The sequence below is a fragment of the Bacillus sp. V26 genome, assembly GCF_034296245.1.
Classification (GTDB): Bacteria; Bacillota; Bacilli; order Bacillales; family Bacillaceae; genus Bacillus; species Bacillus halotolerans.
The window spans coordinates 45,909-67,809 of record NZ_JAXKQF010000001.1 but is presented as its reverse complement, the minus strand read 5'-3'; the positions used below and the strand labels follow the sequence as shown (position 1 = coordinate 67,809).

The 21,901-nt window shown below is 43.3% G+C and carries 22 protein-coding genes and 1 other annotated feature; of the genes, 6 read left to right on the top strand and 16 right to left on the bottom strand.

Annotated elements, in window-relative coordinates; all coding sequences use genetic code 11:
• The first annotated feature begins 6 nt into the window (after positions 1 to 6).
• The 4 genes from UJ203_RS00440 to melA are packed head-to-tail and all read left to right on the top strand — an operon-like array spanning position 7 to position 4,335.
• The gene (locus tag UJ203_RS00440) at positions 7 to 1,284 is read left to right on the top strand and encodes an ABC transporter substrate-binding protein (protein ID WP_322008370.1); all 1,278 of its coding nucleotides are present in this window, start codon (positions 7 to 9) and stop codon (positions 1,282 to 1,284) included.
• Positions 1,277 to 2,188: a sugar ABC transporter permease gene (locus UJ203_RS00435; RefSeq protein ID WP_322008369.1), complete on the top strand. Its 912-nt coding sequence runs from the start codon at positions 1,277 to 1,279 to the stop codon at positions 2,186 to 2,188. The genes UJ203_RS00440 and UJ203_RS00435 overlap by 8 nt, the downstream gene beginning before the upstream one ends.
• On the top strand, positions 2,185 to 3,015 hold the full coding sequence (locus UJ203_RS00430; RefSeq protein ID WP_322008368.1) for a carbohydrate ABC transporter permease: 831 nt from the start codon (positions 2,185 to 2,187) through the stop codon (positions 3,013 to 3,015). The genes UJ203_RS00435 and UJ203_RS00430 overlap by 4 nt, the downstream gene beginning before the upstream one ends.
• Positions 3,016 to 3,036: 21 nt before the next feature.
• A complete protein-coding gene (gene melA, locus UJ203_RS00425) occupies positions 3,037 to 4,335 on the top strand; it encodes an alpha-galactosidase MelA (protein ID WP_322008367.1) in 1,299 nt (432 codons plus the stop codon).
• Between the two features lie 24 nt (positions 4,336 to 4,359).
• Here melA and UJ203_RS00420 read toward each other — a convergent pair whose 3' ends face one another.
• From UJ203_RS00420 to UJ203_RS00410, 3 genes are all read right to left on the bottom strand, one after another.
• Positions 4,360 to 4,671, bottom strand: a complete 312-nt coding sequence (locus UJ203_RS00420) for a rhodanese-like domain-containing protein (protein ID WP_044153745.1) — start codon at positions 4,669 to 4,671, stop codon at positions 4,360 to 4,362.
• A 115-nt stretch (positions 4,672 to 4,786) separates the two neighbouring features.
• Positions 4,787 to 7,201, bottom strand: coding sequence for a leucine--tRNA ligase (gene leuS / locus UJ203_RS00415; RefSeq protein ID WP_095714558.1), 2,415 nt, complete (start codon positions 7,199 to 7,201; stop codon positions 4,787 to 4,789).
• A gap of 110 nt (positions 7,202 to 7,311) precedes the next feature.
• Positions 7,312 to 7,526: a binding site (T-box leader), on the bottom strand.
• Between the two features lie 103 nt (positions 7,527 to 7,629).
• Positions 7,630 to 7,965 (bottom strand): DUF4257 domain-containing protein, encoded by a 336-nt coding sequence (locus UJ203_RS00410; RefSeq protein WP_003223352.1) that lies wholly within the window; start codon positions 7,963 to 7,965, stop codon positions 7,630 to 7,632.
• Positions 7,966 to 8,367: 402 nt separating this feature from the next.
• On the opposite strand from UJ203_RS00410, the gene UJ203_RS00405 reads away from it, so the two are divergent.
• Complete coding sequence (locus UJ203_RS00405) at positions 8,368 to 9,153, top strand: blue-light photoreceptor (protein ID WP_105990175.1); 786 nt, start codon at positions 8,368 to 8,370, stop codon at positions 9,151 to 9,153.
• Positions 9,154 to 9,183: 30 nt separating this feature from the next.
• Here the strand turns inward: UJ203_RS00405 and UJ203_RS00400 are convergent, their stop codons facing one another.
• Entirely contained in the window at positions 9,184 to 10,377 is a 1,194-nt protein-coding gene (locus UJ203_RS00400) for an MDR family MFS transporter (RefSeq protein WP_044153739.1), read from the bottom strand.
• A gap of 189 nt (positions 10,378 to 10,566) precedes the next feature.
• Between UJ203_RS00400 and UJ203_RS00395 the strand changes: the two genes are divergently transcribed.
• Positions 10,567 to 11,313 carry an LMBR1 domain-containing protein gene (locus UJ203_RS00395; protein ID WP_227598083.1) on the top strand — a complete coding sequence of 249 codons (747 nt, stop codon included), beginning with the start codon at positions 10,567 to 10,569 and terminating at the stop codon, positions 11,311 to 11,313.
• 38 nt (positions 11,314 to 11,351) lie between these two features.
• Here the strand turns inward: UJ203_RS00395 and UJ203_RS00390 are convergent, their stop codons facing one another.
• The 12 genes from UJ203_RS00390 to UJ203_RS00335 all read right to left on the bottom strand — a co-directional run bounded on the left by UJ203_RS00390 (position 11,352) and on the right by UJ203_RS00335 (position 21,795).
• Positions 11,352 to 13,292 carry an FtsX-like permease family protein gene (locus UJ203_RS00390; RefSeq protein ID WP_322008365.1) on the bottom strand — a complete coding sequence of 647 codons (1,941 nt, stop codon included), beginning with the start codon at positions 13,290 to 13,292 and terminating at the stop codon, positions 11,352 to 11,354.
• Positions 13,282 to 14,043, bottom strand: a complete 762-nt coding sequence (gene bceA / locus UJ203_RS00385; RefSeq protein ID WP_024122567.1) for a bacitracin ABC transporter ATP-binding protein BceA — start codon at positions 14,041 to 14,043, stop codon at positions 13,282 to 13,284. The genes UJ203_RS00390 and bceA overlap by 11 nt, the downstream gene beginning before the upstream one ends.
• Positions 14,044 to 14,144: 101 nt before the next feature.
• On the bottom strand, positions 14,145 to 15,149 hold the full coding sequence (locus tag UJ203_RS00380) for a sensor histidine kinase (protein WP_322008364.1): 1,005 nt from the start codon (positions 15,147 to 15,149) through the stop codon (positions 14,145 to 14,147).
• Positions 15,142 to 15,837, bottom strand: coding sequence for a response regulator transcription factor (locus UJ203_RS00375; protein ID WP_322009430.1), 696 nt, complete (start codon positions 15,835 to 15,837; stop codon positions 15,142 to 15,144). The genes UJ203_RS00380 and UJ203_RS00375 overlap by 8 nt, the downstream gene beginning before the upstream one ends.
• Positions 15,838 to 15,936: 99 nt before the next feature.
• Complete coding sequence (gene ytrF, locus UJ203_RS00370; RefSeq protein ID WP_322008363.1) at positions 15,937 to 17,247, bottom strand: ABC transporter permease YtrF; 1,311 nt, start codon at positions 17,245 to 17,247, stop codon at positions 15,937 to 15,939.
• Entirely contained in the window at positions 17,237 to 17,932 is a 696-nt protein-coding gene (gene ytrE, locus UJ203_RS00365; protein WP_322008362.1) for an ABC transporter ATP-binding protein YtrE, read from the bottom strand. The genes ytrF and ytrE overlap by 11 nt, the downstream gene beginning before the upstream one ends.
• Before the next feature lie 14 nt (positions 17,933 to 17,946).
• The gene (locus UJ203_RS00360; protein WP_322008361.1) at positions 17,947 to 18,924 is read right to left on the bottom strand and encodes an ABC transporter permease; all 978 of its coding nucleotides are present in this window, start codon (positions 18,922 to 18,924) and stop codon (positions 17,947 to 17,949) included.
• Positions 18,925 to 18,954: 30 nt separating this feature from the next.
• A complete protein-coding gene (gene ytrC, locus UJ203_RS00355; RefSeq protein ID WP_322008360.1) occupies positions 18,955 to 19,938 on the bottom strand; it encodes an ABC transporter permease YtrC in 984 nt (327 codons plus the stop codon).
• Positions 19,932 to 20,810, bottom strand: coding sequence for an ABC transporter ATP-binding protein YtrB (gene ytrB / locus UJ203_RS00350; RefSeq protein ID WP_044153718.1), 879 nt, complete (start codon positions 20,808 to 20,810; stop codon positions 19,932 to 19,934). The genes ytrC and ytrB overlap by 7 nt, the downstream gene beginning before the upstream one ends.
• Positions 20,803 to 21,195 carry a GntR family transcriptional regulator YtrA gene (gene ytrA / locus UJ203_RS00345; RefSeq protein ID WP_105953342.1) on the bottom strand — a complete coding sequence of 131 codons (393 nt, stop codon included), beginning with the start codon at positions 21,193 to 21,195 and terminating at the stop codon, positions 20,803 to 20,805. The genes ytrB and ytrA overlap by 8 nt, the downstream gene beginning before the upstream one ends.
• A gap of 33 nt (positions 21,196 to 21,228) precedes the next feature.
• Positions 21,229 to 21,366, bottom strand: coding sequence for a hypothetical protein (locus UJ203_RS00340; protein ID WP_141243802.1), 138 nt, complete (start codon positions 21,364 to 21,366; stop codon positions 21,229 to 21,231).
• A 156-nt stretch (positions 21,367 to 21,522) separates the two neighbouring features.
• Positions 21,523 to 21,795: a YtzC family protein gene (locus tag UJ203_RS00335; protein ID WP_322008359.1), complete on the bottom strand. Its 273-nt coding sequence runs from the start codon at positions 21,793 to 21,795 to the stop codon at positions 21,523 to 21,525.
• Positions 21,796 to 21,901: the final 106 nt, after the last annotated feature.

Below are 21,901 nucleotides of genomic sequence, written 5' to 3'. Positions count from 1 at the left end.
GAAAAGATGAAACACATATTTGTTTTATTTCTCTCTCTTATTCTGCTGATTCTGCCGGGCTGCTCATCTGAAGAAAGCGCTGCAGATACGGGCAAAAAGACGTTAACCATTTATTCTACGATGTCAACGGACAGTGAAAGAAACACATTCAGAAAACTAGCCGCAGCGTTCGAAAAGGAAAGCGGCATTCGCGTCAGCATTCATTTCCCAGGCAATGACTATGAAAATATGATGCGTGTCAGAATGGCCGCCAATGATCTGCCTGATCTCTTTGATACTCATGGCTGGGGGAAAATCAGGTACGGGGAGTATACAGCCGATCTCCGGGATATGGACTGGACTCAGAATCTTGATCCAAATTTAAACAGCATCCTTAAAAACAAGAGCGGAAAGGTATACGCATATCCGATCAACCAGGCAAAGGACGGCCTGGCATACAACCGCAATATGTTAGACCGTTTCGGCATTGATCCGCCGGAAACGATGGATGACTTTATAAAAGCACTGAGAACGATTAAAGAAAAAAGCAATGGAGAAATCGTTCCTTTCTGGTTCGCTGGATATGATAAAAGCTCTTTCGCCCAATATTATGACCAATTCGCAACACCTCTTCTCATCACAGATCCTGCCCATAATGAAAAGAAACAGCTCATTGACGGCACCTTCAATTGGAGCAAATTTACTTATCTTTCAGATACCCTTAAACAAATGCAGAAAGAAAAACTCATCAATATCGATGCCGTAACAGCAAAAAAATCACAGCTCATTGAGTTAATGGCTCAAAACAAAATTGCTTTTACCATGCAGGGCGGCACCCTCGGCCAAGACGTCGCCCAAATTAACCCGAATGTAAAGGTTGGGATTATCCCGACACCAGCTATTCACTCCGGTGATGACCCGATATGGATTGGAGGCGAGCGCTATACCCTGGCAGCATGGAAAGACTCGCCTCATTTAAAGGAAGCAAAGCAATTTATCGCCTTTATGGCTCGTCCCGCCCATGCGAAAGAAATGGCTGAAGCCACATCGCTTCCTTCAGGGCTGACCAATGTAAAAGCTGACATTTTCTATGCCAAAGACTATCAGCATTATCAGAATATAAAAGTCGAGCCCTATTTCGACCGATTGTACCTGCCGAACGGGATGTGGGATGTGATGGGAACGGTCGGCCAGGAGCTTGCGGCAGACATTTTGACACCTAACGAGATTTCCAAAAAGCTGGGAAGAGAATATAAACGACTCCGGGAGCAATCTGGGACACAGGGAGCTGAAAACAATGAGTGAGATCGCAAAAGATGTTCATGTGAAACAGGTCAAGCCGAAAAAACAATCCTCACTTTGGTGGATGTATATTCCGGCTCTGCTCTCCGTTTTGATCTTCATGATTTATCCGTTTGTAAAAGGCACTTTTATCACCTTCACAAACTGGAACGGATTTTCTCAGGTTTATCAGTGGGTCGGTTTCGCTCAGTATGAAAGGCTGTTTGCTGATCCCGACACATGGCATATCTTAAAAAACACGCTGCTATACGGACTCGGCAGCACCTTTTTTCAAAACGTCATTGGGCTTCTGTACGCCCTGCTATTAAATCAAAGCATAAAAATGAAAGCGATAACAAGAACCATTGTGTATTTGCCGGTTATGATCAGTCCGCTCATTATGGGCTACATTTGGTACTTTTTCTTTTCTTATGACGGAGGCGCACTTAATGACCTGCTTGGCGTTTTCGGCATCACCCCGATCAACGCGCTCGCCAGTCCGTCTTCGAACCCATGGGTCATCGTCATGATTAACACGTACCAATATGTCGGCATCGCCATGATTGTCTATTTGGCAGGCCTGCAAAGCATTCCGAAAGATTACTATGAAGCAGCTGAAATGGATGGCGCGACACGGAGCCAGCAGTTTTTCGGCATCACCCTTCCGCTGTTAATGCCTTCGATCACGATCAATATGGTCATCAACATTATCGGAGGCTTAAAGCTGTTTGACGTGATCATCGCGCTCACTGCAGGCGGACCCGGAAACGCGTCGCAATCGATGTCAACGTTTATGTATGACCTGTATTTTAAACGGCAGGATGCCGGATATGCTGCGACACAAGGCATATTTATGGCATTTGTCATTTTGATCATCAGCTTTTGCGCGCTTGCGTACTTTAAAAGAAAGGAGACGGAAATGTCATGAGAGCCGCCCGCTCAAACAAACTGCGGTTGATTACACTTCTCGCTGCCATTGTAGCCTGTGCGCATTTCATTCCTTTTTACATTCTGCTGACCACTTCATTGAAAGCAAAAGGAGATTACAGTTCCAAATGGCTGTTTCCAGCTGATATTTCCTTTCAAAATTTTTCTGAGGCATGGGAGCGCGCTTCACTTGGCAACTCGTTTATCAACACAATCATCATCACAGGTGTTTCGGCATTGTTATTAATCATATTCGGCTCACTGGCCGCCTACCCTCTTGCCCGGCGGGAAACCAAGCTGAATAAAGCCGTTTTCGCGCTGCTGATTTCAATTATGATCATCCCTCCGTTAACGTCCATGGTGCCTTTGTACAGAATGGTTGTGGACGCCGGCATGGTCAATACACACGCAGTCGCCATTTTGATCAATACAGCGGCGTATATGCCATTAACCGTGTTTTTGTATTCCGGGTTTATCCGTTCAACCATTCCAAAAGAGCTTGAAGAAGCGGCAAGAATGGATGGAGCGGGAATGCTGAAAATCTTTTTTACGATTGTATTTCCTTTGCTGAAGCCGATCACTGCCACCATCTGTATTATTTCCTGTGTCTTTATATGGAATGACTATCAATTTGCGATTTTCTTTTTACAGGATCAGAAGGTGCAGACACTTACGGTCGCAATGGCCGGGTTTTTCGGAGAAAACGCCAACAATCTGCATTTGGTCGCCGCGGCTGCCATCATGGCAATGCTGCCGATGGTCATTCTGTTTCTGGCGCTGCAAAAATACTTTATTGCCGGGCTGTCATCAGGCGCGGTAAAAGGATAATGAATTAAAGGAGGAACCGACATGAAAAAAATCACATTTATCGGTGCAGGGAGCACAATTTTCGCAAAAAATGTTTTAGGAGACTGCTTGTTAACGGAGGCGTTAAATGGATTTGAATTTGCGCTTTACGACATTGACCCAAAACGTTTGCAGGAATCTCAGCTTATGCTCGAAAATTTGAGAGACCGCTATAATCCGAGCGTGGTTATCAACAGCTATGACGACAGAAAACTGGCTTTGCAGCAAGCGGGCTATGTGATTAATGCCATTCAGGTCGGAGGCTACAAACCAAGCACAGTCATCGATTTTGAGATTCCTAAACGATACGGATTGCGGCAGACGATTGCCGACACGGTGGGCATCGGCGGGATATTCAGATCACTCAGGACAATCCCTGTGTTATTTGATATCGCAAGAGATATTGAGGACATGTGTCCCGACGCTTGGTTTTTAAACTATACAAACCCAATGGCCTCCCTGACTGGCGCTATGCTTCGCTATACGGATGTGAAAACGATCGGGCTGTGCCACAGCGTCCAAGTGTGCACAAGAGATTTATTTAGATCTCTCGGTATGGAGCATGACGGGATTGAAGAACGAATCGCAGGCATCAATCATATGGCATGGCTGTTGGAAGTGAAAAAGGACGGCGCTGATTTATATCCCGAAATCAAAAAGAGAGCGAGAGAAAAGCAAAAAACAAAGCATCATGACATGGTGCGATTTGAATTGATGGATAAGTTCGGTTATTACGTCACGGAATCTTCAGAGCACAACGCAGAATACCATCCTTATTTTATTAAGCGGAATTATCCTGAATTGATCAACGAGCTGCAGATCCCGCTGGACGAATATCCAAGAAGATGCGTGAAACAGATAGAAGATTGGGAGAAAATGAGGGATGACATTGTTAACAATAAAAACCTCACCCATAAACGCTCAAAGGAATATGGCTCAAGAATAATAGAAGCAATGGAAACGAATCAGCCGTTCACCTTCGGAGGAAACGTCTTAAATACCGGACTCATCACAAACCTTCCTTCCAAAGCGGTAGTCGAAGTGACATGCGTCGCCGACAGAAAAAAAATAACCCCGTGCTTTGCCGGAGAACTTCCTGAGCAGCTCGCAGCGTTAAACAGAACGAATATCAACACACAGCTGATGACCATTGAAGCTGCTGTTACACGAAAAAAAGAAGCTGTCTACCAGGCAGCCATGCTTGACCCGCATACAAGTGCGGAGCTCTCCATCAATGACATTATTTCTATGTGTGACGATTTATTTGATGCGCACGGCGATTGGCTTCCAGCATACAAATAAAAAAAACTAGGGGTGATCTCTCCCCTAGTTTTTCGGTTTCGTTTCGCCTTCCCAGGCCATCATGCCGCCTTCTACGTTGACTGTTTTAAAGCCTTGCTCATCCAAATACCTGCAGACATTCATGCTGCGCATCCCTGATCGGCAGATAAAAGTGTACTCTTTGTCTTTATCGAGGGTGTCCATTTTTTCAGGAATATCCCCCATGCGAATATGAACCGCTTGCGGAATCATGCCTTCCGCAACCTCTTCATCTTCTCTGACATCAATCAAATACAATTCTTCATCCGCCTCGATTTTTTCTTTCAAAGCAGCTGTGCTGATTTCTTTTATTTCCAAAGAAAACACTCCTATTCACCAATAATCATGTTCAGTATATCAAAGTCAGCTGGACGATTGCTATTTTGAGACTGATGAAAAAATCCCCTTTTTGACAAAGGGGATTTTTCCAGGATTAGTTTGCCACAATATTGACAAGCTTACCAGGCACCGCGATGATTTTACGAATGGTTTTGCCTTCAAGCTGCTCTTTGACCTTTTCATCTGCTTGAGCAAGCTGTTCGAGCTGTTCCTTCGTCGCATCTGCAGGAACCTGTAGTTTCGCTTTCACTTTTCCGTTCAGCTGAACAACGATTTCAACTTCGTCGTCAACAAGTTTTGCTTCATCATATACAGGCCAAGCCTCATATGCAATCGTACCGCTATGGCCCAATTTCTCCCACAGCTCTTCCGCGAGGTGAGGCGCGATAGGAGAAAGAAGCTTCACAAAGCCTTCCATATATTCCTTCGGCAGCTCTGACGCTTTATAGGCTTCGTTGATAAAGACCATCAGCTGAGAAATACCTGTGTTAAAACGCAGGCCCTCATAGTGGTCTGTCACTTTCATGACTGTTTCATGGTAGACGCGCTCCAATGTTTCACCGGCGCCTTCAACGATTTTGCCATTAAGCTCACCGCTGTCTTCAACAAACAGGCGCCATACGCGGTCAAGGAAGCGGCGTGCGCCGTCTAAGCCTGATTCAGACCAGGCAATTGAAGCATCAAGCGGTCCCATGAACATTTCGTACAATCTCAGCGTATCAGCGCCATGAGAGGCAACGATTTCATCAGGGTTGACAACGTTCCCTTTTGACTTACTCATTTTCTCGTTGTTTTCACCGAGAATCATTCCTTGGTTATACAGCTTTTGGAACGGTTCTTTCGTCGGCACTACACCGATATCATAAAGGAACTTGTGCCAGAAACGGGCATACAGAAGGTGAAGCACAGCATGCTCCGCGCCGCCGATATACATATCAACCGGAAGCCATTTTTCCATTTTCTCAGGTGATGCCAGCTGATCCGGATTGTGCGGATCAATGTAGCGCAAGAAATACCAGCAGCTTCCCGCCCATTGCGGCATTGTATTCGTTTCTCTTCTTCCTTTTTTCCCTGTTTCAGGGTCTGTGACTTCAACCCACTCTTTAATGTTCGCAAGCGGTGATTCGCCGGTGCCGCTCGGTTTGATTTCGTTTGTTTTCGGCAGAATCAGCGGCAGTTCTTCCTCCGGCACAGCTGTTGACGTTCCATCCTCCCAATGAATGATCGGAATCGGCTCGCCCCAGTAGCGCTGGCGGCTGAAGAGCCAGTCGCGCAGACGGTAAGTGACTTTCTTTTCGCCGTTTTTCGTTTCTTCCAGCCAAGCGATCATTTTTTCAATTGCTTCCTGTTTATTAAGTCCGTTCAGGAAGTCAGAGTTAACGTGCTCTCCGTCGCCTGTGTACGCTTCTTCTTCCACGTTTCCGCCTTTCACGACTTCCTTGACTGGAAGGCCGAATGTGTTGGCGAATTCAAAATCACGCTCATCGTGACCGGGAACAGCCATGACTGCACCTGTTCCGTATGAAGCAAGCACGTAATCTGCGATCCAGATCGGCAGTTTTTCACCGTTTACAGGATTGATCGCATAAGCTCCTGTGAAGACGCCTGTCTTTGTTTTCGCGAGATCCGTGCGCTCAAGGTCACTCTTTGATTGAATTTCTTTGATATAAGCTTCGACAGCTTCTTTTTGCTCAGCAGCTGTGATTTTTTCTACCAATGCATGCTCCGGAGCAAGTACAGTGTATGTAGCGCCAAACAATGTATCAGGTCTTGTTGTAAACACCGTAAATGATTCATCATGTCCGTCTATGCCAAAATGAACGTGCGCACCTTCAGAACGGCCGATCCAGTTACGCTGCATGTCTTTAATGCTTTCCGGCCAATCAAGCTCTTCCAAGTCATCAAGAAGCCTGTCCGCATAAGCTGTGATTTTCAGCATCCACTGCTTCATCGGGCGTCTTTCGACCGGATGGCCGCCGCGTTCACTCTTTCCGTCGATGACTTCTTCGTTGGCAAGAACCGTACCGAGTGCAGGGCACCAGTTTACCGGTACCTCATCAACATAAGCAAGGCCCTTTTCATAAAGCTTTAAGAAAATCCATTGTGTCCATTTATAGTATTCAGGATCTGTCGTGTTGATTTCACGATCCCAATCATATGAAAAACCGAGCGCCTGAATTTGGCGGCGGAAATTATCAATATTCTGCTTCGTAAACACTGCCGGGTCATTCCCGGTGTCGAGAGCGTATTGCTCAGCCGGCAGACCGAATGCGTCCCAGCCCATCGGATGAAGAACGTCATACCCCTGCATGCGCTTCATGCGGGAGAGGATATCCGTCGCTGTATAGCCTTCAGGGTGTCCGACGTGCAGACCCGCTCCAGACGGATAAGGAAACATGTCCAGCGCGTAAAATTTTTGTTTCTCATTATGATCAAGAGTGGCAAATGTTTTGTTTTCCAGCCAATAATTTTGCCATTTCTTTTCTATCTCTTTGTGCTGAAAACTCAAAGTAAAAACCTCCTTCTGATTGAATACGGCGTTTTATGGTTCAAGTATTGACGGGAAAGGGACAATTATATTCAGAATATTCCCAAACTAAAAAAAACTCCCTCATCCCTAAAAGGGACGAGAGACTTTCGTTTTCCCGCGGTACCACCCTCGTTAGCGCGGCAGACGCCGCACTCACTTGATACTTTTAACGCAGTTATGCGTCAGCGGCTTTTCACCGCTGCAACTCTGAGGTGAGTTCGGAAACAAACTTGATTGACTTTCACCAGCCGTCAACTCTCTGAAACAATATCTGCTTCTTACTGCTCCTCTTCATTGTTCTTATCGCAACCGTAATCTTAACTGTATTTTATAGAATTCTGTTCATAAGTGCAAGCAGGTTTGTATACAATGGGAATGTACCCTGAACGGGCGAAGATTGAGGACAATTATTCTGGTGGAGTTTTGGTTTGACGTTTCGACTCGGCCGGTTCGCCGCCGCTGTTCATTTCTCTTACAAAATCAAAGCTTCTGAGAACAGCTTCACCGCCGTAGCCTGAGATAATGGATAAGATGACAAGTTGAATTCCTGAATCGGGGTCAGCGGATAGTACAAGTAAAATGGAAGCCGTCATGCCGATAAACCAATCTTCCAAAAATCCAAGATAGATAAACCGCTTCGTCATCCTAGGTTTCTCCAGTCTGCCTCTCTTTTTCACATGACCGAGAATCCCCATGATTCCTCCAATTACACAAGCAATTAATACCTGATGCAGCATCTTCATCATCACCTTCCTAAAGCCCTTATTTCGTAAAGCGACTTCAGGCCATCCAGCCCCCTTAAACGATTCCGATGATTTTCGATATCTACATACTGGCAAATCTGAAAAAAGCTTGTTTCTTCCATTATATGTGAACACATGATCGGTAAGCTTGATGCATTGGATTCATTTTTCACCCAGTGACATTGACCTAGTCACCTATTTAGCATGTAGAAACCTTTCCGTTCATATGTTCAAACTCTGTTCTTATTTTTAGTGTATACGAGGACAAGCCCTAATGACAAACAACAAACTGCGCTTGCTTGAATCAGAACATGTGTTGTGCTACGGTTACTGTAGAATTCATTAAAAAAAGGGGAATATCAGGCTTTCGCATAGCAAGCTGGCAGCCTAAGGGGGAATTATATGGCTAGTTTTCAATCATTCGGAATAAAAGGACAGCTGGACATCATCAAAAAAGCGCTTGATCACGCGCGAGTCGGTGTAGTGATTACAGATCCTTCACTTGAAGATAATCCGATTGTCTACGTAAACCAAGGCTTTGTTCAAATGACCGGCTATGAGGCCGAGGAAATTTTAGGGAAGAACTGCCGCTTCTTACAGGGGAAAGATACAGACGCTGGTGAAGTGGACAACATCAGAGCCGGTTTACAAAATAAAGAACCGGTTACAGTTCAGATTCAAAACTACAAAAAAGACGGAACGATGTTCTGGAATGAGTTAAATATTGATCCGCTGGAAATAGAAGACAAAACCTATTTTGTCGGAATTCAAAAAGACATCACCAAGCAAAAAGAGTATGAAAAGCTTCTCGAGGATTCCCTCACAGAAATTACTGCACTTTCAACTCCTATTGTGCCGATTCGCAACGGCATTTCGGCTCTTCCGCTAGTCGGCAACCTGACAGAGGAGCGGTTTAATTCCATCGTCAGCACATTGACGAATATCTTATCAACATCCAAAGATGATTATTTGATCATTGATTTATCAGGATTGGCCCAAGTAAATGAACAAACCGCCGACCAGATTTTCAAGCTGAGCCATTTGCTGAAATTGACCGGAACCGAATTAATCATTACCGGCATTAAACCCGAATTGGCTATGAAAATGAATAAACTGGATGCCAATTTCTCATCGCTGAAAACATATTCTAATGTAAAGGATGCTGTGAACGTGCTTCCGATTATGTAAAAAGATCCCGCTCATCCGGCGGGATCTTTCTTATGAAGAAACTGAAGCTTGCTTATTCGCTTTATCAGCTGATTTTAACCGTTTGTCGTATAAAATCGTCGTGGCTATGCTGATCATAAGCAAAACCAAAAGTGATAAAACAAGAGCGTGAATGCCGGAATGATCGACGAGCACTCCTCCGAACAAAGGCCCAATCATTCTGCCGCCTGTCGCAGCGCTGTTCACAAACCCTTGATAAAACCCTTCTTTCCCTTTAGGCGCAAGCTGGTTGGCAATCGTCGGCACGGCAGGCCAAACAAGCATTTCCCCGATGGTCAAGATCACCATGGCAGCCAGAAACATTGGGAATTGCTTCGCAGTCAGCAGCATGCTGTAAGACACAATAAAAATGACAAAACCAATGATCATTTGCGCTTTCAGCGACTCAGCCCACTTTTTCACAAAAAAGCTGACAAGCGGCTGTCCAACCACAATTAAAATTCCGTTAATCGTCCACAGCACACTATATAAAGAAAGAGACATTCCGATGCTTTGCGTGTACGATGCAATGGTGGTAGACCATTGAGAATATGCCAGCCATCCGAGCACATACCCGCTGCTCAATATGACCAGAGCCGTAAATTTCGCTTTGCTGCTTACAGCGTCATAATCAAGCACAGACGTTTGAGACACATCCTTCGTCTGAATGTTTCGAAATCCGAAATATACGATAAAGAAAAAGACCACATACAGCGCGGCATTCGCCAAAAATACGTATGAAAACGAGAAAGACGCCACCACGCCGCCAAGCGCAGAACCGACGGCAACACCTGCGTTTTGCGCGACATAAATCGCATTAAATGCCCTTCTTCCCCCTTCTGGCCACACTGATCCAGCCATTGCGTAACTGGCCGGAAAAACAACACCCGAACCAAACCCGACAATCGTAAGCAGCACGATATAAAACGGCCAATCATGAAAAAAGACGAGACCCACCAGACTTGCTAACGTAATCGCAATTCCGAGCATGATGGATTTGAACCCGCCGATTTTATCAAACAAAAACCCGCCGCATAAATTCCCTGCCACACTGGCGCCGGAATTCAGCATAAGGACAATCCCCGCGACCGTTAACGACTTTCCTAAATGATTATGAATATAGATCGTGTTAAGCGGCCATAAAAAGGATGCCCCTGTCACATTAATAAACATCCCTATCACTAAAATTTTCAATGCGCGCGGCATACTGATCCCCCTTTCTTATCTATAAAAGCTCATGAAAAAACGGAAACCTCAACAGGCTCCGTACGAATCCAGTTATCATAGCACATTCATTCTATCTGTCTATCTCATATTTTTCAACAGATGAGTGTGAAAAAATCTAACAAATATTGCTCGAAAATTGTAAAATAAATAGAAAAAGGGGTAATTTTTATGGAAATGGCATTCGCATTCCTCGGTTTTTTTGTATTTCTCTTTTCGCTTGGCTATGGAGTGTACCATCTCGTCAGATATGTGCTGAAAAAAGAAAAACGATTCTCTAAAAAACTTTTTTGGCCGCTTTTTATCGGAGGTCTCATTCTGCTCTTCACCGGAGCAGCTTTGTCAGAACCTGACGCTGCCGCAGCAAATGCCGATAAAAAATATTCAGCACTAAACACTGAATATAAAAGTCTTAAACAAGAGCATGAAGCACTTGAGAAAGAGTATGAAGCCATCAGCTCTGAAGCAAAGAAACTGAAAGACGACACAAAAGATCAAGACAAGCTCAAGCAGCTGGAGAAAGAAAATAGTGAACTAAAAAAGACTCAGAAATCATTAAAAGCAGAAAATAAAGAACTTCAAGAAAAACAAAAACAGCTCAAAGATGATACCAAAACAGCAAAGGCTGAAAATGAAACCCTTCAACAAGATAAAACAAAACTTGAAAAGCAATTAAAAGAGGCACAAAACCGAACAGCCAGCACAAAAGAAAACAGCGAACATTCTTCAACCAGCACAAATAAAAGCAACGAAACCAGCTCAGCTGATACAGCAGAAGGCTGTCTTATCAAAGGCAGCAAAAACGGCATCTATCATACACCGGGCAGTACATACTATGACCGGACGACAGACCCTGCTGAAATGTTTTGTTCAGTTGAAGAGGCTGAGGCAGCCGGGTATCGGGCACCGAAACGATAAACAGTATAAGCTCCAGTTTCTCTGGAGCTTATACTGTTTTACAATGCCGACTTAATCACCTTTTTATAATAAAGAACCGACAGAATACCGAAAATAGAATAGAGTGCAGTATATAACACCATCACCATAATCATCGGCGACCATACCTCTGATCCGAATAAGAACCAGCCGGATTGAACGGCAAAATAACTGTGAAAGAGGCCGATCACCAATGGAATGCCGAAGTTATACATTTGTTTGATGCGTATCCCCTTCAGCAGGTCTCCCTGTGTAAAACCGAGTTTTCTTAGAATGGTATAATTCGGTTTTTCTTCTTCACTTTCACCCATTTGTTTAAAGTAAAGAATACACCCCGAGGTGATGAGAAATGTTAATCCTAAGAAACCAACGATGAACATGACCATACCAAAAAGAGATTTTTGCGCAATACTTGTATCCAGCCTTGATAAATGTAGATCTTTCTTGTTCACCTTTTGAAAAAGCTCATTTGCTTTTTCAAGCTGATCTCCATGTTTCATATAAATGCCGATAAATTCAGATTGCGCCAGCTGAATGCGAGGGTCTTTATCTTTATTCAGCTGTTTAAACAGGTTGTCATCCACTATGACTGCGGGCATTCCCCCGCTTGTAAACGTGTAGGATACAAGAAACTCTTCTCTTAATCCTTTATAGTGTAATGATTGTGTCTCATTCTTGCTTTTGACTTTAATGCTGCCGGAGTCTTTTAAAACCATTATCTTTTGCAGCAAGTCAGTATATCCTGAGAAAACCGCTTCCCCAGCCGCCACATCGACTCCTTTTACATCTTTATCGCTAACAACAGCGAGCTGTGTGTTTGCGGGATCGCTCTGCATCTCTTTCGGGGTTCCATCCATGATATTTGTGATATCAAAAGACGATTGCAGGACAGGCATTTCTTTTTTGACGTATGAAATGTCATTTTCATTCAAACTGCTTTCAAACCGTTTGGCATCTTTCTCATTCATGAATGAAAAATCCGCCGCTACATTTTGTTCAGCAGTCTTTTCTGCCGAGTAATACGAAATATAAGCAAGGGATAACAGCCCGATGGCGAGCGCTGAAACGGTTGTGATAATTGTCAGCAGCAAAGCGTTCGATTTCATTCTGAACATAATCGATGACAGTGACAGAACCTCTGAGATATTCAAGTACCCGCCCTTGCTTTTCCGAATGATGTTCGAGATAAACGTAACCGATCCTTTATAAAAAAGAAACGTCCCGATAATGACGGACCCTAAGATCAAACTCATTGCGAAAAACAGTTCATTTATGGTCTTGAATTTTCCGCTAAACAGCTCGGAAGACACGTAGTATCCCGTTAAAATCAACACGATGCCCAGCGCCCCGATCAGCATCTGGAAAAAAGAGATTCTCTTCACTTTATCCTCAGTGGAAGATGTTACTTTAAACAAAGATAAAATGCTTTGTTTTTTGATAAACGTATAATTCATGATCATAATCAAAAGGTAAATGCCGCAGAACACAATGATTGTTTGAACCAAGGCTTGCTCAGAAAAATGCAGTTTCGCATCAGCTTTGACATCGACGATTTTGAACAGGATCATGAGCACAAGCTTTGAGATTGAAAATCCGGCAAAAACCCCGATGGCTAACGAGCCGAAATACAGCATGATATTTTCCGCACTTAAGATACGAAAGATTTTGTGCTTTGTCATTCCGATTAATTGAAACAGCCCGATCTCTTTACTCCGCCTTTTAATAAAAATGGTATTGGCGTATAAAATAAAGATTGATACAACAGCCACAAGCAAAATTGAAGCGGTTTTAATAGCCGCGGCGCCTTTTATGGAAGCTTTTACTTCATTAATGGCCGGGTCATATTGGAGTGTGACAAATGCGAAATAAAGCGCCACACTAAAGATTAAAGCAAACACATAGAGGTAATAATTCCTGATATTCTTTTTCAGATTTCGCAGAATGAGCTGATTAATGTTCATGCTGCACCCCGCCTAACACGCCTTGTGTTTTCATGATATCCTGGAAAAACGTCTGCCTGTCTTGGCCCCCTTTATTCAGCTGCGTATACATCAGGCCATCCTTAATAAAAATGACTCTGCCGCAGTAGCTCGCTGCAACGGGATCATGGGTAACCATAATAATGGTGGCGCTGCGTTTTTGATTGAGCTGGCTCAGCTTGTTTAATAGGTCAGAGGCCGATTTCGAATCAAGCGCGCCGGTCGGTTCATCAGCGAAAATAATGCTCGGGTCATGAATAAACGCTCTCCCGGCGGATGTTCTCTGCTTCTGGCCGCCGGAAATTTCATTCGGGTACTTATCCCGCAATTCATAAATACCCAATTCCTTCGCCACTTCCTCAAACTTGCGGTTTGCTTCCTTTTTTGATATTTTCGTGATCGATAACGGCAGAAGGATATTTTCTTTCACTGTTAATGTGTCTAACAAATTGTAATCTTGAAAGATAAAGCCTAAGTGCTGTTTTCTAAATTCAGCCAGCTGCTTTTCCTTCAAGGACGTCATTTCGTTTCCGTTAATATTGATCGTTCCGTGGCTGACCTTATCAATCGAGGACAGAACGTTAAGCAAAGTCGTTTTGCCCGAACCGGAAGCACCCATAATACTGACGAATTCGCCCTTTTCAATGTGAATATCGATGCCCTTCAGCACTTCCTGTTTATTTAGCTTGTTACCATAGCTTTTTCGAATTTTATTCGCTTCTAAAATCATCATTTCCGTAGTCTCCTTTATATTGGATACTGTTATTATAAAAAGGATTGACGGGCTTTTCCTTCGATTAGGCGAACAAAAAAGAAAAGCATGTGACATTTTCGTCACACGCTAATGACACGTTCGAATTGATTTCGTTTCGGAAAGGTTAAAGTAAAGGTTGTTCCATCCCCAAGCTCTGAATGCACATCGATATCGATCAGCAACGGTCCTGCGGCTCTCTTCGCCAGATACAGCCCCATGCCCGTAGAAGACTGATTATGATGATCGGTTGTGGATGTAAACCCTTTATCAAAAATTCGTGAGACATCTTTCCTGTCAATGCCCCGTCCAAAATCTTTCACCTCAAGAACCTTCCGTTCGTCTTTTTCATAGCTGTTGATCACAATATCAGCGGCTTCACTGTATTTTACGGCGTTGGTCAGCAGCTGCCTGATGATAAAGGCCAGCCATTTCGCATCGCTCAAGACTTCCTCTGCCTCCAGCTGAATGTCAAACCCGATTCCTTTCTGTATACACCACGATTGCAAGTCTCTGATCTCTTTGATAATCAAGGGCTTAAGCTTGATCATCTCTAAAGACAGATCATTTTCGATAAAGGACATGCGCTTTTGATGAAGCTGCTGATCAAGAAGCAGATGGATGCGCAGCCACTCATACGATAGCTGGGATTTTAATGATGGGTCTGCCATCCGATCGATGATTAAATGCAGCGCTGTTAATGGCGTTTTGACCTCATGTATCCACGCCATCAGTTCATCTTTTTCATTTTCTAATGCCAAGCGATTCTGCAATGCAGATTGCTTCAATTGTTCCGTTTGTCCGGTGATGCTTTTTTCAATCATCTCTTCAAACGGCGTCTCCGGTTCACTTATGGCTGTGACATCAAGATTATTTTCCCATTCTTCGAGGCTTTTATAGAATGCGGTTTCTTTCCGAAAACGGATGATAACAAACACACCAAAGATCAGAACACACAAATAAACAATATAAAGAACATTTTTAAATGGAATAGACGGATCGACAAAGGCAATCAGCAAAATCAGAATTTGCTGCAGCAAAAATGCGGCAATCCAGCTTCGTCTTTCGATGAGGAATGCTTTAATCATAGAAATGATCCTCTTCCTTCGCCATGTAGCCTTGGCCGACCTTCGTCTCGATATATGTTCCAAGCTGCAGTTCGTCCAGTTTTTTCCGCAGGCGGTTGACATTGACGGTCAGTGTATTATCGCTGACAAAACGCTCATCATTCCACAATCTTCTGATCAGCTCCTCACGGCTGACAATCTTGTTTTTTTGTTCTATTAGCTGTTTTAGAATGAACATTTCATTTTTAGTCAGTTCAACAGAGCCTTCGTCATTGCTGACGAGGTTCTGCTCTGCGTCTATGGCAGCCCCGCACCATGTTTTGATCGTGCTCGGCTCCGTATTATAATGATGCACGCGCCGGAAAATCGCTTGGATTTTCGCAATCAGCACATCAAAATGAAACGGCTTTTGAATAAAGTCATCTGCTCCCAGCTGCATCGACATAACCATATCAGCAGGGTGGTCACGAGAGGATAAAAAGAGAATCGGAACATTTGACCGGGAACGGATCAGCCGGCACCAATGAAACCCGTCAAATTTAGGGAGCTGAACATCAATAATGACGCAATCAGGTTTGATTGACGCAAATTCCTGCATTACTTGGCTGAAATCCTGTATACCGTATACATCATAGGACCATCCCGTTAAACGCTCCTTGATTTCATGAAACAGCGATTTATCATCTTCTATCAGCAAAAGTTTAAACAATGGACTCACCGCACTTTTTCCTTTTTTATGTCAAGTGTATAGCAAATCTTGTTGATGCGCTATACAGAAAAGCCGGCTGGTTCAGCCGGCTTTTTCTGATTACAACTCTCTTCTTAATGCTGTCAGCACGTTGGTTTTTGTTGCCTTTCGAGCCGGGTTCATACCCGAGATCACAGCGACACCGCCGCAAATCACAACCGCAATGATGACAAGGCTGAGCGGAATATAAGAAAACGTATAATTCAGATCGCCCGCTTCGCCTCCGCTTGTCGCCGCGAGAATCATCGGAACGGCAAGGTTGACAAGGTAGCTCACGCCGTAAGAAATGATAATCCCAATCACACAGCCTAAAATTCCGATATACGCGCTTTCCATCAAGAACATTCGGCGAATGATTGACGGACTCGCCCCAATCGCTTTCATAATGCCGATCTCCTGCGTTCTTTCTGTCACCGCCATCGTCATCGTGTTAAATATCCCAATGGCTGAAATGATAACCGCGATACACCCGACAAAGATCAGGCCGATTTTGAAGACCATGAAGAAGGTGTTGGCTCCTTCAAGCTCGGTAGTAACTGATGTGACATAGTATCCGTCATCTGTTAGATCATTTGTCAGCTGTTCCACATTCTCAAATTTATCAGCAAAAACGCCAACATTTTTTTCAACATTCCCGCCCTTGAAGTCCAAAAATTCCGAAAAGTCCTTCTTGAATTGATCACTAATGAAGATGTTTGAATCCTCCATCCAATCTTGAGATGGTTTTTTTGTAATACCGACAATTTTAAAGTCATATGTTTTTGTTTTCGTAACATCCCCTGTTTTAGGATCTGTTTTTGATACACTTAATTCAATCGTTTTGTTCAGGATGTCTTTCGTATAACCCTTTGGTTCTTCTATATCCTCGGGGTTTCCATTTGCTTCCTCGATTTTTTTGTTATATGCTTCAGATTCTTTTTTCGTCAATAATCTCTTTGCAAAGTCGTATCCTACTACGATTTCATTTTCCGACTTTGCGACTCTTCCTTTTTCTAATTCCATATTGGCTTTTAATTCATCACCCATATTGGTAAAGATAAGATTAGAGCTTTCATTTGTGCGATTGCCTAAAGTTGCTTTGTTTGGCTCATACACTTGCGTTCTTTCTACAACTGACCTTACATGATCATACTTCTCTAAATCAGCTTTTTTAATAGGCTTATCCCCTTCCTTGCCCATTACACTGACTTTAGTCACAATTTGCTGGCTCATCGTCATATCTGTGATTGTCTTTTGAATCCCGAATCCAACCGACGACAGCACAACCAAAAACGCACACGCCATTGTTGTCGCAAGAATTGTCATAAAGACACGGAGCCTGTTTTTCTTCATATTTCTTCTGATAAAATGAACCTGATCCTTAAATCTCAACGGTAATACCTCCTTTTAACACACCGTCATGCAGCTGGAATTTTGAGTGTCCGATTGAAGCTACTTCATCATCATGGGTAATAATCACAAATGTAATGCCCCGCTCACGGTTCAGCTGCTGAATCAATTCAAGCACTTCCTGTTCCGTTTCTGAATCAAGGCTTCCCGTCGGCTCATCCGCTAAAATAATCGACGGATTTAAAATCAGCGCTCTCGCAATGCTGACACGCTGCTGCTGCCCGCCTGACAATTCATTAGGATAGTGTGCAGCATGGTTTTCAAGACCGACGCGTTTCAGCATATCCTGTACCTTTTGCTTGCGCTCTGACGGCTTGATCCCTTTTAACGCCAGCGGCATTTCCACATTTTCATACGTCGTTAAGCCCGGGATGAGCTGAAAGCTTTGAAAAATAAACCCAAAGTGTTCAAGGCGGAACTGAGCCCATTCCTTCTCATTAAAGCCCGTGACATCAGTTCCGTTAATCACAATACGCCCTTTTGTCGGTGAGATGTAGCCTGAAATCAAATTCAGAAGCGTTGACTTCCCCGACCCGCTTCGTCCGATGATACAGGCGATTTCTCCTTTCGCAACAGTCAACGAGACATCTTTTAAGACAGGCACTTCATTCTCACGGCCCTTTTTTCCGATCGTGAAGGAATGGTTAATATGCTGAACATCAATCATCTTTTCTCTCTCCCTTATAAATGTTTTGTTTTTTTATAAATCGCAAAATAGCTGATAAGAAAACCAATCACGGCGCCAGCAGCCATACCGAATATGTAGCCGACGAAGCTCTCCGTTGCGGCAAATCCAAAATACCCGAAGCCCATGATCCCAATGATAATGACAATGACCTGTACCGGGCGGTCTAGCGGTTTCCACAAAAAGAAATATCCGTTCCGTTCATTAGACAGTTTGACAAAACCGATGTGGCCGATGATGTAAAAGATGATCGTCATGATGGCCGGAATCACTAAATAATACGGAGAATCCTCAACCCAGTTCGGCACAACGTAAGTAACCGGGAATAGATACTGCACCCATTCGGGCACAGGACCATGTATAAACTCTACTGTTCCGCCAAGAAGGATTTCCAAGTTGATAGCAGGAAGAGTCATGAGCAAAAAAGGCAAAATCGTAACAGTAGCTGAAACCAAAAGCTGGGCAAAAGTATGGCCTGTCAAAGCTCCCCCCGCCATGACCAGAGAATAAGCCAGCAAACTGACGATGATCATTCCAAGGCTGTAGTGATGAAAATAAACGGCTTGCTCGGGTTTCAAAAGCACTAGGAGCAAAACAGATAATACATATCCAAAGATTTGCGGTGCCACAATCACAATCCCGCCGAGCACAAACTTTGCGTTAAATATCTGCCCGCGTGTATATGGAAGGCTTAAAGTAAAATCAAACAAGCCCTTGCTTCGTTCAATCCCCAGCTGGCTGACCGCCAAAACGACTCCCCACATCCAAAACAGTGAGATAAATGTGCCGTTTAAATAGTTAATCGTAAATACGCAGGTTCCGACCCACTCGTTCTGATTAGCCACGCAGCCTTGGTATGAGATGTACGTATTTAATACGGTAAAAGGATTGCTAAGCATAAATACCAAAAAAATCATGGTTAACAGAGCTTTATTTTGCTTCCACTCTTTATAAAACAGCCCGGAATCCGGCACATCACTTCCCTCCCAACTGAAAGCACTTCTTTAATGTTTTGTTTTCTTATAAATTGCAAAGTAGCTTACAAAAAAGCCGACAACCGCACCAATGATCATTCCAAAAATATAACCAATCATGGAATGTCCGGCAGAATATCCAAACAAACCAAATCCGAGAATGCCAAAAGCCATAACCAAAATTTGTACCGGACGATCTAAGCTGTTCCAAAGGAAAAAGTATCCGTTTCGTTCACTTGGATGCTTTTTAAAGCTTATATAGCCAATCAAGTAAAACAGAATGCTCATGACAGCCGGAATGAGTAGAATATATTTACTGTCGGTTAGCCAGTCATTTGCAACATATCCCATAGGCACAAGATAGTATAACTTACGAACCAATGCAAAATAATCCTCAACAGAAGGAAAATAATCCCATATATTTACATCAAAAATAAATTCTATGTTTAGAATCGGCAAAGCAACAATTAAATACGGCAGTACCGTAGCAGCAAATGCCGTTAATAGCTGGGCAAAAGCATTTCCAGTTAACGCTCCGGCGGCCATCACCAGTGAGTAAGCCATAAAGCTAATCACGATTACTCCAACACTGCTGTGCTCAAAATAGTAGACATGCTCAGGTTGATAAACAAGAATCAGCAGCCATGCAAGTAAAAAGCCAATCAGTTGCGACAGTACAATCACAAAACCGCCTAACCAAAATTTCGTCTGGAAAATTTGGCTTCTGTTATATGGGAGGCTTAATATAAAATCCATCGTGCCTTTCGAACGTTCCATTCCCAGGAAGCAGACCGCCAAAATGACACCCGGCACCCAGTTGATATCTATCAAGTTGCTCGTGTAATTCACGATAAAATCACAATATTGCGGGTCTTGGCGATCAAGACATCCTTGATAAGACAAATACGTATTCACAATAGAGAGGGGATTTGCCAGCACCAAAAACACAATACTTAACAAAATCACCACTTGATTCTGCTTCCACTCTCGATAGAGGAGACCTCGGTCTACCATCTCCGCTTCCCTCCAAACTTCGCAATGAACACTTCTTCCAGGTTGACAGGAAGCTCATTCCACACTTTTGGCTTCAGCTCTCTCAAAAAGCTCTTGTTCTTCTCATCGCTTTTCGGAATCAGCACCGTGTAAAACACACCGGCCTGATCGAGCATCGGAATGTTTTGCTCTCTGATGGCCAAATTGACATCTGTATCGAAGGCCATTTGAATTTTAATGTATTCTTCTTTTAACTCATCAAGATCCATGACGTTGGTCAGTCTGTTATCTTCGAGAAACCCAATTCGGTTGCACATCCGTTCAATGTCCTCAAGTCTGTGAGAGGTGATCAGAATGCTCGTATCACGCTCCGCCACTTCATCAACCATCAGCTGCAGCACATCATGTCTTGTCACCGCGTCAATGCCGTCCGTCGGTTCATCAAGGAGAATCAGTGCCGGTCTCGCTGCAAACGACAGAACGAGCGACAGCTGTTTTTTCAAACCTGTCGACAGCTCGCGGTATTTTTTCGTTTCTGGAATTTCATATCTGTTCATCAGCTCATTCGCGTACGTGACATCAAATTTCGGATAAATTCTTCTTAGGATATCGACTAGCTGCTTGTATGTATACTTGTCGTAAAAAGGATTTTGAACGGGCATGTAGATGATATTCTGTTTGACCTTCGGATGCTTTTTGATTTCTACGCCATCAAACAAAATCGTCCCGCTGTCGGCGAAAATGATTTGCTGGATTAAGCGGAGCATTGTCGTTTTGCCTGACCCATTGCGGCCGAGCAGCCCGAAGATTTCTCCTTTTTCAATTGTTAATGAAACATCTTTTAATACTTGATTTCCGTCAATCGTTTTTGACAGCTGTCTTAATTCAATCATCGCTCTTGCCCCCTTTCACATCAGCGCTGATTTCCTTTATCCATTCTTGCAGTTTATCCAGCTCAACCCCCGCATAATGTGCATCGATGATGAGCTGTTTGAGTTGCTCTTTAATCATCGTCATCTTCCCTTCAATCAGTGTCGTTTTTGCATTTTCCGATATATAGGTCCCTCTGCCACGCAGCGTTTCAATAATACCCTCTCGCTCAAGCTCTTTGTACGCTTTGCTGACAGTATTCGGATTCGCAATAATGATCGTCGCCAATTCTCTGACAGAAGGAAGCTTATCACCAGGCTTCATGATCCCTTTCAAACAAAGCTCTTTCATTTGCTGAATAATTTGTTCGTAAATGGGCGTTGAGCTTCTTGGATCGATTTGAATCATTTACTTCCCTACTTTCTATACGATCTGAACCTTTCATAAATAAAACGGATCAATTATACTTTTTTGCCATTCAAAACCGATCATCACGAGTACAAGAAAAAAAGAACAAGCGATCACAGATGCCGCGATCAGCATTGGCACGTTACGTTTGTTTTGTTTTTTATGTTTCATAACTGCCTCCCTTAATTTCAATATATAAATGACTTTTTCATTAGTGTCTATAGTGTATTACTTTAATTAGTACACTTAATACAATAAATACTTTACTGTGCAAAGTCAATCCTTTTTTTACAAAAAAAATGGACCCTTATCAAAAGGGTCCGTTTCTTACACATCAAGAGGGTGCTGCAAGATCATATTATTTTGCAAAGCTTGAAGCTGAAGTCTCATTCTGTACAGCTGTTCTCTCTGCTGATCATTTGATGACAGCCATAGTTTATTCAAGGCATTTACCGCATTTTCAATCTGCATTTGCGCATCACTGTATTCTTGGTCGTTATAATGCTCTTGTTTAGAAGCGATTTTCAGCTGTTCTTCAGCATAATCACACGCCTGCATACATTGTTGGAGATGTTCATCTACTGATTGTCTTGTTGCCACAGTAACCCCTCCTCTTGGTAATGGAAACAATCCATCATCCATAGTGTAGCCTCATCAGACACGATTCAATAAAGAAATTTATGGTCGATATTCATTTGTTCTCATA

Excerpts from the sequence above, each read along its gene's own strand:
- ytrC (WP_322008360.1), bottom strand. The coding sequence starts at position 19,938 with ATGGTAGACCGAGGTCTCCTCTATCGAGAGTGGAAGCAGAATCAAGTG.
- ytrE (WP_322008362.1), bottom strand. The coding sequence starts at position 17,932 with ATGATTGATGTTCAGCATATTAACCATTCCTTCACGATCGGAAAAAAG.
- ytrA (WP_105953342.1), bottom strand. The coding sequence starts at position 21,195 with ATGATTCAAATCGATCCAAGAAGCTCAACGCCCATTTACGAACAAATT.
- UJ203_RS00390 (WP_322008365.1), bottom strand. The coding sequence starts at position 13,292 with ATGAACATTAATCAGCTCATTCTGCGAAATCTGAAAAAGAATATCAGG.
- UJ203_RS00430 (WP_322008368.1), top strand. The coding sequence starts at position 2,185 with ATGAGAGCCGCCCGCTCAAACAAACTGCGGTTGATTACACTTCTCGCT.
- UJ203_RS00440 (WP_322008370.1), top strand. The coding sequence starts at position 7 with ATGAAACACATATTTGTTTTATTTCTCTCTCTTATTCTGCTGATTCTG.
- UJ203_RS00395 (WP_227598083.1), top strand. The coding sequence starts at position 10,567 with ATGGAAATGGCATTCGCATTCCTCGGTTTTTTTGTATTTCTCTTTTCG.
- bceA (WP_024122567.1), bottom strand. The coding sequence starts at position 14,043 with ATGATGATTTTAGAAGCGAATAAAATTCGAAAAAGCTATGGTAACAAG.
- UJ203_RS00405 (WP_105990175.1), top strand. The coding sequence starts at position 8,368 with ATGGCTAGTTTTCAATCATTCGGAATAAAAGGACAGCTGGACATCATC.
- UJ203_RS00400 (WP_044153739.1), bottom strand. The coding sequence starts at position 10,377 with ATGCCGCGCGCATTGAAAATTTTAGTGATAGGGATGTTTATTAATGTG.
- UJ203_RS00340 (WP_141243802.1), bottom strand. The coding sequence starts at position 21,366 with ATGAAACATAAAAAACAAAACAAACGTAACGTGCCAATGCTGATCGCG.
- ytrB (WP_044153718.1), bottom strand. The coding sequence starts at position 20,810 with ATGATTGAATTAAGACAGCTGTCAAAAACGATTGACGGAAATCAAGTA.
- melA (WP_322008367.1), top strand. The coding sequence starts at position 3,037 with ATGAAAAAAATCACATTTATCGGTGCAGGGAGCACAATTTTCGCAAAA.
- UJ203_RS00380 (WP_322008364.1), bottom strand. The coding sequence starts at position 15,149 with ATGATTAAAGCATTCCTCATCGAAAGACGAAGCTGGATTGCCGCATTT.
- UJ203_RS00435 (WP_322008369.1), top strand. The coding sequence starts at position 1,277 with ATGAGTGAGATCGCAAAAGATGTTCATGTGAAACAGGTCAAGCCGAAA.
- UJ203_RS00410 (WP_003223352.1), bottom strand. The coding sequence starts at position 7,965 with ATGAAGATGCTGCATCAGGTATTAATTGCTTGTGTAATTGGAGGAATC.